12 protein-coding genes are annotated in these 13,137 nt (G+C 58.7%); 1 reads left to right on the forward strand and 11 read right to left on the reverse strand.

From position 1 onward, the window contains the following. Positions 1-32 precede the first annotated feature (32 nt). Genes ACN0T5_RS00540 through ACN0T5_RS00570 form a run of 7 tightly spaced genes read right to left on the reverse strand, consistent with a single transcriptional unit; the run spans position 33 to position 6,812 of the window. Positions 33-1,163 carry an NAD(P)/FAD-dependent oxidoreductase gene (locus ACN0T5_RS00540; RefSeq protein ID WP_417766659.1) on the reverse strand — a complete coding sequence of 377 codons (1,131 nt, stop codon included), beginning with the start codon at positions 1,161-1,163 and terminating at the stop codon, positions 33-35. After that, a complete protein-coding gene (locus ACN0T5_RS00545; protein ID WP_417766660.1) occupies positions 1,160-2,662 on the reverse strand; it encodes an FAD-dependent oxidoreductase in 1,503 nt (500 codons plus the stop codon). Before ACN0T5_RS00545 ends, ACN0T5_RS00540 begins: the two co-directional genes overlap by 4 nt. After that, positions 2,565-2,921 (reverse strand): (2Fe-2S)-binding protein, encoded by a 357-nt coding sequence (locus ACN0T5_RS00550; RefSeq protein WP_417766661.1) that lies wholly within the window; start codon positions 2,919-2,921, stop codon positions 2,565-2,567. Before ACN0T5_RS00550 ends, ACN0T5_RS00545 begins: the two co-directional genes overlap by 98 nt. Next, positions 2,887-3,681 (reverse strand): ABC transporter permease, encoded by a 795-nt coding sequence (locus ACN0T5_RS00555; RefSeq protein WP_417766662.1) that lies wholly within the window; start codon positions 3,679-3,681, stop codon positions 2,887-2,889. Before ACN0T5_RS00555 ends, ACN0T5_RS00550 begins: the two co-directional genes overlap by 35 nt. Beyond that, positions 3,678-4,565 carry an ABC transporter permease gene (locus ACN0T5_RS00560; protein WP_417766663.1) on the reverse strand — a complete coding sequence of 296 codons (888 nt, stop codon included), beginning with the start codon at positions 4,563-4,565 and terminating at the stop codon, positions 3,678-3,680. Before ACN0T5_RS00560 ends, ACN0T5_RS00555 begins: the two co-directional genes overlap by 4 nt. Beyond that, complete coding sequence (locus tag ACN0T5_RS00565) at positions 4,558-5,625, reverse strand: ABC transporter ATP-binding protein (protein WP_417766664.1); 1,068 nt, start codon at positions 5,623-5,625, stop codon at positions 4,558-4,560. The genes ACN0T5_RS00560 and ACN0T5_RS00565 overlap by 8 nt, the downstream gene beginning before the upstream one ends. A 44-nt stretch (positions 5,626-5,669) precedes the next feature. Beyond that, on the reverse strand, positions 5,670-6,812 hold the full coding sequence (locus ACN0T5_RS00570; protein WP_417766665.1) for an ABC transporter substrate-binding protein: 1,143 nt from the start codon (positions 6,810-6,812) through the stop codon (positions 5,670-5,672). A 26-nt stretch (positions 6,813-6,838) separates the two neighbouring features. Here ACN0T5_RS00570 and ACN0T5_RS00575 point away from each other — a divergent pair, with 26 nt between their 5' ends. After that, the gene (locus ACN0T5_RS00575; protein WP_417766666.1) at positions 6,839-7,741 is read left to right on the forward strand and encodes a LysR substrate-binding domain-containing protein; all 903 of its coding nucleotides are present in this window, start codon (positions 6,839-6,841) and stop codon (positions 7,739-7,741) included. 3 nt (positions 7,742-7,744) lie between these two features. Here the strand turns inward: ACN0T5_RS00575 and ACN0T5_RS00580 are convergent, their stop codons facing one another. The 4 genes from ACN0T5_RS00580 to ACN0T5_RS00595 are packed head-to-tail and all read right to left on the reverse strand — an operon-like array spanning position 7,745 to position 13,097. Further along, positions 7,745-8,611 carry an ABC transporter permease gene (locus ACN0T5_RS00580; protein ID WP_417766667.1) on the reverse strand — a complete coding sequence of 289 codons (867 nt, stop codon included), beginning with the start codon at positions 8,609-8,611 and terminating at the stop codon, positions 7,745-7,747. Beyond that, positions 8,608-9,549 (reverse strand): ABC transporter permease, encoded by a 942-nt coding sequence (locus ACN0T5_RS00585; RefSeq protein ID WP_417766668.1) that lies wholly within the window; start codon positions 9,547-9,549, stop codon positions 8,608-8,610. The genes ACN0T5_RS00580 and ACN0T5_RS00585 overlap by 4 nt, the downstream gene beginning before the upstream one ends. Beyond that, complete coding sequence (locus ACN0T5_RS00590; RefSeq protein ID WP_417766669.1) at positions 9,546-11,516, reverse strand: oligopeptide/dipeptide ABC transporter ATP-binding protein; 1,971 nt, start codon at positions 11,514-11,516, stop codon at positions 9,546-9,548. Before ACN0T5_RS00590 ends, ACN0T5_RS00585 begins: the two co-directional genes overlap by 4 nt. A 12-nt stretch (positions 11,517-11,528) precedes the next feature. Beyond that, the gene (locus tag ACN0T5_RS00595) at positions 11,529-13,097 is read right to left on the reverse strand and encodes an ABC transporter substrate-binding protein (protein ID WP_417766670.1); all 1,569 of its coding nucleotides are present in this window, start codon (positions 13,095-13,097) and stop codon (positions 11,529-11,531) included. Positions 13,098-13,137 lie beyond the last annotated feature (40 nt).

The raw sequence follows: 13,137 nt of genomic DNA on the forward strand, positions 1-13,137 counted from the left end.
ACACTCGAACCAGGGTCCGCAAACACCAGTGGTCAAGCCGCCACCCGGTGTTGAAAGCGGTAGGGGCTGAAGGCCTCGATCGGCAAGTCTGTCCTGCCGTTTTCTATGAGATCGGCAACAACCTGTCCGACGATCGGACCAAGTTGGAACCCATGCGCCGAAAAGCCAAAAGCGTGAAAACAGTCCGGTGCATTGCAGCTGGCACCGATGACGGGCAATTTGTCAGGCGTAAATCCTTCTATACCCGACCAGAAACGGACAACTTGAACCTGGCGAAAGACAGGAAACAATTCAACAACGGTGCTGGCCGCTTCCGCAAGTTTGCTTACATCCAGAGTCGTCTCGTTCTTGTCCCTGTTGACGGGGGCACGATGTCCGCCGCCTATGAGCACTGTCCCGTTTTCGAATTGTTTCAGTGACAAGGCCCTGCCTGCCGCGCCAACGACCGGTCCGATAAGAGCAGGGATACGGCTCGTGATCATCATCATCGACCCATTGGCCGAGAGCGGCACCTGATCACCGGCGATAGCAGCTACCCGGTCGCCCCAGGCGCCTGCGCAGTTGACGAGGACCGGGGCCTCAAAGGACGTTCCGTCTCTGGCTTCAAGAACCCAGACCGAGTTGCTCCGTTCCACAGAGACGATCTCGACACCTTCGGTGAAGTTTGCCCCGAGTTCTGCCGCCCTGTGCTTCATGGCATTCGTCGTACGGAACGGGTTCGCATACCCGTCCCCTGAAACAAAAAGCCCCCCGATACAGGCGGGGCTCACCTCCGGCAGAAGGTCCCTGACTTCTTCGGCACCTATGACAGTCTCGGCATGCGGCAACCCAAGTGCCGCGACCTGGCTGCTGCGCTTGCGCAGCAAGTCGAGCTCTGCATCGGTTTCCGCGATCCGGACCTGGCCAACAGGCCGGAAACCGCAGTCGTCCCCGATGAAATTCTCCATGTCCCGCCAAAGTTCCTTGGCCTTGATCGCCAGTGGCAGTTCCGCGACGTGCCTGCCCAGCGTGCGTACCCCTCCCGCATTGACACCGGACGCATGCCTGCCAGCATAATCCTTTTCAATCACGCAGGTCTTGAAACCCCGGCGTTGCAGATGGAGTGCAACCGAACACCCATGCACCCCCCCGCCAACAACGACCACGTCACTCTTGATATTCATGCGTCCACTATCGCCTCGTCTTCGGATCTCAGCGTTGCAAGGTCCTCAAGACTGACCGGTTTTATCGGCGGCCTCGGTCTGAACCGCCCGACGGCCGCAGGGCTTGCCGACTTTGCGGCCGCCACAATCTCGGAAATCACGGTCGCGCACATTCGGCCCTGGCAGGGTCCCATCCCGCAACGCAACAGGCTTTTCAGTTGATTGGGATCTCCATGATCCGACCGGGCGCAGGTTCTGATCGCACCGGCGGTAACCTCTTCGCAGCGGCAAACAAGAGTTCCATCGTCGGGACTTCGAACCCAGGAAGGCGGACGGTAAAGCTTGTCGAGAAACCGCCGAACACCGTGTTCTTTGCATAGTGCCCTGGCCAGGGTCCGGTTTCCCGGCACCAGATGGTTCTTGCCGAGTTTTCCCAAATCCTCGGCAATTGCCCTTACGCTGAGTTTGGCACGCAACGGTGCCGCCTCGGCGCCAAGAATTCCGGCAGCATCGCCGGCAACAAGAAGGCCCTTCTGCGACGTTCGCCCGTATTGGTCGCAGGCAATACACCAGGCAAGCGTGTCCTCATCCCAATAGTGCGCACATCCGGCAGACAGAGCCAGCTGGACATTCGGAATGACACCATGATGAAGGAACAAGGCCTCCGCGCCCTCCATCCGGAAGGATTTGCCTCCCGCTTCAAAAACGACCGCTTCCAGTTTGTCCGCACCCTCGGCCCGCAAACCGCTGACACCCGGGATGTAGCTGCAGGCACTGTTCCGGATTTCCCACAGCATGCGCGCGCCATCCAGCAATGTTCGCAATTTCGGCAGCGCACCGGCCAGATATCGGAGCGATCGCCGATAATCGTCAAAACCGGCTGTATCGAGCAACGCCCGTACCGGGACCCCAAGGCGCATGTATTGCAGCGCCGACAGGTAAAGGAGCGGACCGCTTCCTGCGAAGATGGCTCCTGATTTTGCGATGCCCGATGACTTGAGAAGCAACTGGGCCGCACCGGCCGTCATGACATTGGGCAGATCCCAGCCGGGGATTGGGAAGGGCCGCTCATACGAGCCGGTTGCCAGAACAAGTGAAGACGACTCCACCCTCGCCGACGTTTTTCCGCAAGAGTACGCAACTTGCCACACGTCGCCGGCCTGCTCGATCAACCAGACAGCCGCACCCCTCACATATTCGACCCCGCTTTTCCCAAGTGCGTCTGCAAGCAAGACCCCCTTTTCGAAATGAGCGCCATTTTTGGCACCCGGTTGCAACGGGCTGTTCTCCAGGGAGTTGTAGACCTGCCCTCCGGGACCGGACTGCTCATCAAGGATGACTACGGAAAGACCCAACGCCGCGGCTTCGGCAGCGGCAGACATACCTGCAGGTCCGGCGCCCACGATGGTGATGTCGTATATCCTAGGCTTCATACGATCCTCCAGGCAGGCATAACTGTCGTCGGATCTGCATGCTGTCTTCTGCATACTCCAGGCAGGCCTGTCGGTTCGGACAGCCATCGATTTCCACGAGACATTCGAAACACACACCCATCATGCAGAATGCGGACCGTGGCTTGCCGCTGACGGGAGAGTGGCGGAATGCCGTTGCTCCCTGCGCCAGGAGAACCGCTGCAATCCGCGTTCCGCGGCGTGTCTCCACCGGCTTTCCGTCGATCTCGACAACAACCGTGTCGCCGACCTCGCCGGGCTCTGGAGAGGCGACCTGCCAAACCGTCTCCATCTCAACGTTTCCCAATGAAGATGTTGTCAAGGCCATAGATGCGGTCAAGCACCGCCATCAGAGCCAAAGCACCGACGATCAGGACGGTGGAAACCGAGGCCACCAGCGGATCAATCGTTTCCTCAATGTGCAGATAGAGGCGCACCGGCAACGTCACCGTCGATGGCGACGATAGAAAAGCGGTCATGGTCAGTTCGTCGAAGCTCTGCAGGAACGCGAGGATCCAGCCGCTGACGACACCGGGCAGGATGACGGGCAAGGTCACGCGCCGGAAAATCACCCAGGGACGCGCACCAAGAGACGCTGCCGCTTGCTCCAGCTTCACATCCATTCCCGACGACGTGGCGACCGTCAAACGCAATGCGTAGGGCAGAACGATAACGACATGCGCCGCGACCAGTGCACCGAAGTTGCCATAAAGCCCGAGACCGGAGAAAAAGCGCAGAAACGCGACCCCCAGGACAACATGCGGAATAAGCAAGGGCGACAACAACGCCGCATTTATTGCCTCTTTTCCCGCGAACTGCGCTCTCGTCAGGGCAAGGGCAGCGGGAACCGCCAAGACGATCGCGATCGTCGCGGAGATGGCACCCAGCACGATACTGGTTTGCAGAGCGCTCAGGAATGCAGGCTCATTCAACAGCGCCACATACCAGCGCAAAGACGCGCCGTCGAAAGGCATCGACAGGTATGCCTTGTCGGTAAACGAGACCAGTGCCACCGCAACCAGCGGAGCGGCAATGAACATCACGAACAGCGTGTGAAACGCCAAGGCGATCGGTCCGTTTCTCCTCATGCCGCTCTCTCCTTGAACGCGAGTGATATTGCCTTCTGTTTCTGGTCCCGCCGCCGCTCCATCATCCGGCTGTAGGTCACGACAAGGCCGACATTTGCCACCAGCATGAGCACGGCAACGGCAGCGCCCAGCGGCCAGTTCAAGGTGTTCAGAAATTCGTCATAGACGAGCGTCGCGACAACCTTCAGCCGCCGTCCGCCTATGATGGCGGGCGTTGCAAAGGCAGTTGCCGCCAGGGAAAACACGATAATCGAACCAGAGACGATCCCCGGGATGACCTGCGGCAATACCAGACGCCGGAGAACCGTGAACGGACCTGCCCCCAGAGACTCGCCGGCGAGCTCGATATTGCGGTCGAGCCGTTGCAGTGCAGCCCACACGGCGATTACGACGAAGGGGACGAGAACGTGCACCAGGGCAATCACCATGCCCGTCATTGTGTACATCAGGGAAACGGGCCGGTCGGTCAAACCCAGGGCCTGAAAGCCCTGACTGAGAAGACCGCTGCCTCCAAAAATCAGCGCCCAGCCAAGTGTCCTGACCACAACTGCAATCAGCAACGGACCCAGGATAACCATCAGGAACAGGCCCCGCCACGGCGGCTGCATCCTGTAAAGGATATATGCTTCCGGCACCCCGATCAGGATGCACGCGAGTGTGACCGTCAAAGCCAGGAAAAGTGTGCGGGCGAATATCGTGTGAAAATACGGATCGGAGAGGATTTCGAGGTAGTTGCCGAGGCCGTAGGCCGGCAGGATGCCAACACCGTCCTGATACCCGTTCAGACTCAGAAGGAATGTCGCTGCGAGCGGCGCTGCCACGAACAGGATGTAGAATGCGAGCGCGGGCGAACTTAGCCAGTAGGGTCGTGATGCCTTATGCATGACAGGCCTCCACGACCCGCATTTTCAAGGCATCCCAGCTCAGCGTCACATGCTGGCCCTCTTCGAAGGGCGCAGTCCCGTTCGGGCTGTAAACCAGAACGGTACCCAGGGCACAATTGACGTCGTAGATCCATCGGTCGCCCAGAAAAACCCTCGAGTGAACCTGCCCCTCGACCTTGTCCTGAAACCCCTCTTCGCCGGATCCAATGCGAATGTGCTCAGGCCTCAGCGACACTTTCACCGGCCCTTGAACCAGCGCCTGGTCATCCGGAGCCCTGAAGTGGTGACCGGCGATTTCAAGCACCCCAGACCCGCCGCCTCCTGCCTGGAGCCTTCCTGACAAAAGGTTCGTCTTGCCGAGAAACCCGGAGACGAAGGCGGATGCCGGTTTGTCATATACTTCCTGCGGACTTCCCGCCTGCTCGAGTTTGCCCTGGTTCATAACCGCAATCCGGTCGCTCAGCGCCATTGCCTCGGCCTGGTCATGCGTGACCATGATCGTTGTCGTGCCGACCGTGCGTTGAATGCGGCGCAATTCACCCTGCATGTCGTCCCGGAGCTTGGCATCGAGGTTGGATAGCGGTTCATCGAGCAACAGCAGCGGCGGCTCGATCACAAGGGCGCGGGCAAGAGCGACGCGTTGCTGCTGCCCGCCGGACAATTGCGCGGGGAAGCGGTGCGCCATGCCCGCAAGGCGCACCAGATCGATGACATCCGCAACGCGGCGCCGTGCGTCCGGTTGCGGAACCTTGAGCATCTCAAGCCCGAAGGCGATGTTCTCCGCCACGGTCATGTGAGGAAAAAGCGCGTAGGTCTGGAAGACGACGCCGAGGCGGCGCTCCCGTGGCCTGACGGCTTTCAAGGATGTGTTGTTCAGACGGATGTTTCCGGCAGACGGGTCAAGGAACCCGGCGATCATGTTCAAAGTTGTCGTCTTGCCACAACCGGACGGCCCCAGGAGTGAAACAAACTCACCTTTTTCAACCATGATGGTCAGCTCGGACACTGCCGGTACACCAGCGAAATCCTTGGTCAGACCATGTAGCTCCAGAAAGGCCATTCAAAAATCTCCACGCTGTCCGCCAGGGGCATGCCAGGCACCGTTCACTGCTCAACCTCACGCGTCCAGCGCTTGGTCCAGCCCGAGCGCAGCCGGTTGACAACCGACCAGTCGACGGTGACAAGCCGGGCGACCTCTTCAGGTCCGTAGGCGACAGACGCAGCCACGGCTTCACGCAGCTCGACTTTTCCGTTGGTTGGTCCCCAGCCCTTGTATTCGGCGAGAATTTCCTGTGATTTGGAAGACAGGATGTGCTGCAGAAGCAGTTGCTGCAGCTCCGGCTGATCACTTCCGGCAACCGGGCAAATCGTCGTCAGCAACGCCATTGCGCCTTCCCTGGGCCAGACCATCTCGATCGGAAACCCGGTGGCAGCCAGGGATGCGACCCGGCCGCTACCCCAAACCCCGATTTCGACCTCCCCGGTCTGAAAGAGTTCGGAGATCTTGCTTGAAGAGGTCTCGAAGGACCGCACATTCGGCGCCACTTTTTCGGCAATGAATTCAAAACCAGGGTCGCTGTTCTCGAGATCGCCGCCTTGAATTGCATTGATGGAAATGAGCGTGTGCAGACCGTATGTATTGGTAATTGCGGGTACGGTCAGACGGCCATGGAACTTGCTGTCGCCGAGATCGAGCCAGGAAGCAGGCGGCTCCCAACCCTCTTTTTCGAATGCTGCCGTGTTGTAGGCAATTCCAGTAGCGACGATGCCAACTCCAATCGAGTTGCCTCCGCCATTTCTTTTGGCAAGCTCATAAATGTCATCCAGCACCGGAGCCTTGGCCACGGGTGAGCAAAGGCCAAGGTCTACGGCCTGTTGCATCGGCCCATCGTCAAGTATCGCAATATCGATTTCCGGATTGTCCCGCTGCGCTTGCAAGCGTGCCAGATTATTCGTCGATGTTCCGGCGACATATTCGATCCGGACACCGTGTTCCTCCTCGAACGGCGGAAGGATCATGTCCCGAAGAACAGATTCCGTCGAGCCACCATAAGCAGCAAGATAGAGAACTTGTTCCGCTTGCGCGTCCTCGGCGACAGCCAGTCCTGCTGAAACCATCAGCATTATGGCCGGAATGGTGTTTGCACTGCTCTTCATCGATCCCCCCGGCAGTTCTGTCATGGATTTGACAAACTTAATCAACACGCCATATAGATTCCAATTCAAAAAAATATCGAGAATATTCACAATATGAATACCGACAGGCGTGAAACATGAACATGCGGCAGCTTCAGGCCTTTCGGGCAGTCATGCTTGCAGGCACAGTCACGGGCGCGGGCGAACTGCTCAGGCTAACACAGCCGACAGTAAGCAAACTCATTTCCGATCTGGAGTATCATGCGGGCCTGAAGCTGTTCGATCGATCCCACGGGCGGCTGCTTCCACGACCGGAGGCCCATCAGTTGCTGCGCCAGATTGACCGCGTGTTCACCGCCATGGACGACGTGGAGCGCCACGCGCGCCAGCTGGCCAGAGGTCAGTCCGGTCACCTGCACATCGTTGCGATACCGGCCCTCGCTCTCGACTTCTTGCCCCAGGCCGTAGCCTCTTTCCTGGCAAAGCGGCCAGACGTCACCATCGAGTTGAACGCCCGCGCGGGCAGCAGGGTCGTTGAATGGATTGCCGGTCACCAGGCGGACCTTGGTTTCGCCTCGGATATTGCGGTCAACGCCAATGTCGAGCTGCAACCGTTTCAATCGCTTGCAGGTGTTTGCATTCTACCGCTAGGCCACCCTCTTGCAGACAAGTCAGCGATTGAACCCAGGGACCTGGCCGGAGAACGGTTTATCTCGCTGGGCCGCGAAACCGCATTCCGCCATCATATCGACCGGGTTTTCGAGGAAGCGGAAGTTGCCCGCCGTGTTGTCGTCGAGACGGGCTCGTCGGCGACAGCCTGTTCGTTTGTGAAGGATCGAGTGGGAGTAGCGATTATCGATCCGGTCACCGCGGCCGACAGGCATCAGTCACTGGATATCGTCATCCGGCCCTTTCGGCCAAGAATTCCCTTTGTCACGCATGCGGTATTGCCCAAACACACTGCACGCCCGGTTCTCGTGAACGAGTTCCTGGACCATTTGGCAGGCCTTCGGCAGCCCGGCCAGACATTGCCGGATTGATACTCACGCCGCGCGCTGGCTCTGCTCCGTGCCGTTCAAGGCATCTCCGAGGATGCTGAGGGAGAACGTGGTGAGAAAGATCAGAACGCCAGGTATGACCGTGATCCACCATGCGGAGAACAGGTGATCGCGACCGGCATTCATGATCGACCCCAGACTGGCATTCGGCGGCTGGACACCCAGACCCAGGAAACTGAGCGTCGTTTCCAGGAGCATCGACTCGGGAAAGTTCAGCGTCGCGTTCACCACGAGGACGCCAGAGATATTCGGCAAGATATGGCGCCAGTAGATTGCCGGCCAGCTCGCGCCATAGGCACGTGCTGCGCTGATATATCGGTTGTTCATATGCGAAAGCGCAAGCCCCCGGGCAAGCCGGGCATAACGTTCCCAACCATACAGGCTGACCAGCAACAACAGGACCAACATGTTGGCCCCGAGAAAGGCAATGCTTGCGACCGCCAGGACAACAAAAGGCAGTGCCGCCTGCAGATCTATGAGTGTCGTCACGACGTCGTCGATGATCCCGCCGAAGTGAGCGGCAGCAAAACCTGCTGAAATGCCGATGCAAGCTCCCGCCAGCGTACCGAAAAGCGCCAACAGCAGGCTCACCCGAATAGCGGAACACAGCCGCACAAGAATATCCCTGCCAAGCTGGTCGGTTCCAAGCACATGTTCCGCTGTTCCACCAAAGCCGAGTGGAGGTTTCAGCCTTGCAAGCAGATCGATTTCGGTTTGGCCGTCAGGAAAAAGGATCGGAACAAAAATTCCGGCAACAACCAGTGCCGTGATCCAGAAAAGTGCAAGATGAACACTCCCAAGCATGCGGGAGAACCGGCGTTTTCCACGAGAGCGGATGGCTCGCGAGTTCATGCATTCACCTGCTGCTGGCGTGCCTCGGACGATGCAATTCTCGGATCCAGAAACCGGTAGGCAATGTCGATGCAAAGATTGGTGAAAACCATTACGAGCGCCAGCAGGATGACGATGCACTGAACAACCGGCAGGTCCTTGGATAGGACCGAATTGACAAGCAGGCGCCCCATGCCTGGCCAGGAAAACACCGTTTCGACGACGGCAGCGCCACCCAGAAGAGAACCGAAGATCAATCCCGACACTGTAAGGATGGGTATGGCCGCATTCGGCAGGGCGTGTCGCCACAAGATGGCCGCAGGAGAAGCCCCCCGAGCACGCGCTGCCAACAGAAACGGCCGATCGAGAACAGTTATCATGGATGCGCGCGCGTATCGCGCAACGATCCCCATATAGGCTGTCGTCAAAGTAATGACAGGCATCACGAAATGGGCAGGTCCGGATGCACCGCCCGCCGGAAGCAGACGCAGCCACAAGGTGAAAACAAGGATCAGCAACAGCCCCAGAAAGAAATTCGGCATGCAGAACCCCGTTACCGAGAACGAGATGATCAGCCGGTCCATCACCGTGCCCTGCCGCGTGGCAGCGTACATTCCGGCCGGGACACCGACCGCCAGCGCAAGCAAAAAACCGGCACCCATCAATTGCATGGTCCTGGGAACTGTTTCGAAAACCACTTCCTCGACGGGCCGCCCGTCCCGCAGCGAAGTCCCGAAGTCACCGGCCGCAAGGTTTGAAAGATAGGACAGGAACTGGGTGACGATCCCTTGATCAAGGGCGTAGCGGGTCCGGAAATGTTCCAGGGCCTCGGGGGTGGCGTCTACACCCAGCAATGCGAGTGCCGGGTCGCCGGAAAGGCGAAGCAGGACGAAGGTGAATGTCAGAGCCAGGAGAACGGTAAATGCCGTGCGGGAGACTTTCCCAAGAAGGAACATCATACCACCTTCTCCATCTGACCGTGATCGCCCGGGTTGGTCCCGGCAGTTGAATCACATGCTCCCGGAAGGCCGCTTTCAAAAGCGGTGCACAATTCGATCAGGCGGCGTGTGTAGGGATGCCTCGGCTTCTCGGAAACATGGTCAGGAGGTCCGGTTTCAACCACTTCTCCAGCCAGCATGACCGCAACCCGGTCCGCAAGCGGCCAGACTGTGGCAAGGTCATGAGTAACGAAGAGTATCGCAACCCCGAGCGTTTGCTTAAGTTCCTTGAACAATTCAATAATTTCTGCCTGCACGGACACATCGAGAGCAGAAGTCGGCTCATCACAGACAAGGAGCCTGGGGCTCAGCATGAGCGCGCGGGCAATCGCCGCGCGTTGCAGTTGGCCGCCGCTCAGCTGACCGGACCTCGCATTCATGAGATCGTCTTCAAGTCGGACCTTGCGCAGCATCTTGAGTGCAGCGTCGCGCCTGTCCGCTGCTGTTCCAATGCCGTTTACGCGCAGCGGTTCCGCTATTTGACGACCGATCGTCAGGCGCGGATCGAATGCAGAATGTACTTCCTGAAATACCATCTGGGCCCGGGGCAAACGCCGCTTTATGGGGTCCGGCCCGTTGCTGCCGTCGAAATCGAATTCGACGTATCCTGATGTGGGCGCAGAAAGACCAAGGACGATGTTGCAAACCGTTGATTTTCCGCTACCGCTTTCCCCGATCAGCGCAAGACATTCGCCTTCCCCGATACTGAAAGAGACGTTCCTCAGTATCTGTCTTGCCGGCCCCCTTTTGATCAGCCCCAGAAAAGGCTTCGTCTGATACGCCTTGCAAATTTCGCGAAGCTCGATGACGGCCGGGACGGACTTTTTCACGATTTTCACTTTGCTTGCATGGGAAAAGCGCAATTCGGTTGCGAGTGCTGGCAAGGTTTCGGCCGGAACGTGGCATCTGAGGCTACCCTCACCATGGGTTCTCAAGACGACGGGCTCCAGCATGCAATCGGACCGCCGGTGCTGGCAGCGGGCGGCAAAACGGCACAGGTCGCCGCGCTCTCCATGCGCCGGCATGACGCCTCCGATAGGCTTGGGAGGTTCTGACTGGCGCAAGCGCGGAACACTGCGCAGGAGCGCGGTACTGTAGGGATGACGCAACTCGCCGAGACCCGCGGAAATATCCGCCGTTTCGACAAGCTGGCCGGCATAGAACACGGCTATCCGATCGCAATAAGCCGCCGCCTGCAGGTCATGCGTGACGAGAATGAGCGCTGCATCGCGCGTTTTCGTCAAATTCTTCAGAAGCGCGAGAATACGGAGGCGGTTTTCGAGATCGAGCGCGGTTGTCGGCTCGTCAGCGATGATCAACTCCGGATCGCCGGCGAGAGCAAGAGCAATCATGACCCTTTGTGCCATGCCGCCGGACAACTCGTGAGGATACTTCTCCAGAACCGAAGCCGGATCGCCAAGTCCGGCTTCAGCAAGACTTGCATGAGCTTTCTCGACAGCTTTTCTGCCCCGAAGGCCGACGAGGTGGCGGAACGTTGTCAGGAAATGGCTCCTGACCGTTTTCAATGGGTCCAGTCTGCCGACAGCATCTTGAAAAACCACTCCAATCCGGCGGCCATGGATTTTGGATAGCGCACCGTTATTGGCAGCGATCAGATCAATGCCGTCAAAAACGGCTTGTCCGGAAAGTCTGTGTCTTCCCCTTGCAAGCAACCTCGCAAACCCGAGACATGTGGCCGTCTTTCCACTGCCGCTTTCACCGACAAACGCGTAGCTCTGGCCTTTGCCGACTGTTATTGACACGCCTTCAACGGCGTGAACTTGGCCGCCGTCAGCCGTTGGAAAGGCAACCCCGAAACCTGAAAGGCGAAGCAACGGCTGCGTCTTGACGACTTCCGCCGGGCCCACATCCCGACGGAAGCTTGCTTGGTTCCCGGACTGCACATCCGAAAGTCGTTTCGCCAGCACGGCTAGCTGCCTCTATCTGACCGGCCCAAAGTCAAGGAACGGTGCTGGCGTCGGAGTCCAGGCGAGACCGGCACGTTTGCCATAGAAGGCACCGCGTACATGCAGTTCGGTTGCCGGGATATCTTCCCAATCGACGATTTCCAGCATGCGTTTGAAAACGTCCCTGCGAACTTCGGGGTCGAGGCTGGATTCCAGTTGTTCTCCAAGCTGGTTGAATTCTTCATTCCGCCACTGATTGCGAAGATCGACGCTGCTGCCTTTGCCGTACACCCGCCATACACCACCAACCGGGTCCGGGATGTTCATCAGTGTCGCACCGTTGTGAATGAACGCCGGGTCAGCGATCAGGATCGTGTCCCAACCCGCCTGAACCTGCATGTCGATGTTGAAGCCAACCGCTTCCCACATGGCAGCAATCACTTCGGAGGTCGGAAGTTCGACCGGATACCAGTGCTCCAGCACCAGGTAAGGGATGGATTCACCGCCATATCCGGCCTGGGCGATCAGTTTCCTCGCCTTTTCGGGATCGTAGGCAGGGCCGTTGTGCTCCCCGATATAGAGATCGCCGTAGTAGGGGAACTGGAATCCGTTCGTCAGATCAACCCTGCCGCCCCACAGGCTGTCGACGATGGCCTTGCGGTCGATCGCCAGAGAAAGCGCTTGGCGAATGCGCGGATCGGCGAGAACCGGATGATTGGTTCCGAAGCGGATCGAGCGGGTCATGATCGAATTGCCGCCGACGACTTCAAGGTCGCCATAGCCTTCAACCAGCGCTATCTGGTCCGGATCGATATCCGTGATGATGTCGTAATCTCCGGCCACCAATCCTGCTATGCGAGCGGATTGCTCCGGGACTTCGACATAACGGATGGCGCTGTAGGGCGGCCGACCGCCCCAATAGGCATCATGAGCTGCCAACAGCAGTTCTTCTTTCGGCTTGAAGGCTTCGACCTTGTAGGGTCCCGTCGAAACGACTGCCCGTTCCCAGTCCGAAAAGCTTTCTGCAGCCTGAAAGGCTTCCTTGCTGATGATCTGCGACATCCATGCGGATAGGCGCGAGACAAGAACCGGGTCCGGCTTGCCGGTGATGAACCGGACTGTGTCCTCATCGACAACGTCGACGCGCTCTATCGTCTTCAAATAGGCGCGGCTTGGACCATAAGCGGGGGCATCTGCAGAGCTGACACGCTTGGGTCCGAAAGAGAAGGCGACATCTTCTGCGGTCATAATGCGCCCGTCATGCATGACCACACCGGGCCGCAGATCGACCTCAAGCGTGCGCTCGTCAACACGGCGCCATTGCATCGCCAAGCCCGGCTCTTTCAGGAAATTGTCCTGGTAGTCCGTTCGGATCAGGAAGTCGGCAATGCTCGGCACGATCTGGAAGGAGGATGTCCGCGTCTTCATCACCGGTTCGAGACTGTCCGGAAGCTCCTGGACAGCGACCGTCAGTCGTGGCCGGTCATCCGCAGCCCGAGCCTGCATTGACATCTGGGTGACCAAGATCATCGCAATGGCGATCACCCGACCGCCGCCCAAGACCGACGGCACGCTGGAATTGATTACTTTTCTGAACTTCACGACACCCTCCCGCGAGGTCTTCAAAAAACTTGCTCGCAAA

The organism is Stappia sp. (assembly GCF_048261845.1).
Lineage (GTDB): Bacteria > Pseudomonadota > Alphaproteobacteria > Rhizobiales > Stappiaceae > Stappia.